The organism is Methanosaeta sp. UBA458, assembly GCF_002496085.1.
Taxonomy (GTDB): Archaea; Halobacteriota; Methanosarcinia; order Methanotrichales; family Methanotrichaceae; genus Methanothrix; species Methanothrix soehngenii.
Genome location: NZ_DAIK01000078.1, coordinates 22,132 through 22,745, shown reverse-complemented (window position 1 = coordinate 22,745; position 614 = coordinate 22,132). Strand labels below are relative to the sequence as shown.

The following is a 614-nucleotide window of genomic DNA, read 5'->3' as shown; positions in this document are numbered from 1 at the left end:
GTTGATCGTTGTAAGGAGTGCAATATTAATCCAGAACGATGCAATCAAGGCATGTGGTACTTTGCGGCCAGAATTGCGGGATCGGATTTCGAATTGGAGCAATCCTTGCAGGATATGAATTATGCCAGAAACCTTCTGAAAAATCATATTTCAGTTCTAAAGACATCATCATCAGCTGCTATTGAACTTGAGTCACAACTAAATAATTGGCTCTTCGCTGAATTGTGTGGGTGAGTTCCGGCAGAAATTATTGCCTTTGCGCCTCTGCTTCGCTGTGGTTAGGTCAGAGCATAGCGGTTCACTACAGAGGCGCAGTACACTGCCCCCTGTTTGTGGCCACTCTTGGAAATGTAATGTAATGATCCGATGATCGGATATTGAAGCAAAACAAGAAATAAATTAAAAAAAATGCGAGGCCGGACCTCTCTCCAGCCTCATTCTCGCTCTCTCTTTCCCGCTATTCAAGCCGCTTTGCCGGATGCGAATCTCTTGTACAGGTCCAGCTCTATAGCCGTAGGCGTGACCTTCTTTAAGGCCTCTTCGAAATGCTTCTTGGAAACCTTATACTCGCAGATCTCCTCGTCCGCCTTGCACTGGCCGCTCAGGACATACTC

General features: G+C 46.3%; 1 protein-coding gene. It reads left to right on the top strand.

Annotated elements, in window-relative coordinates; all coding sequences use genetic code 11:
• Positions 1-234 (top strand): hypothetical protein (locus BP822_RS05520; protein ID WP_286877910.1); only part of this gene is annotated, 234 nt, incomplete at its 5' end.
• Between the last annotated feature and the right edge of the window lie 380 nt (positions 235-614).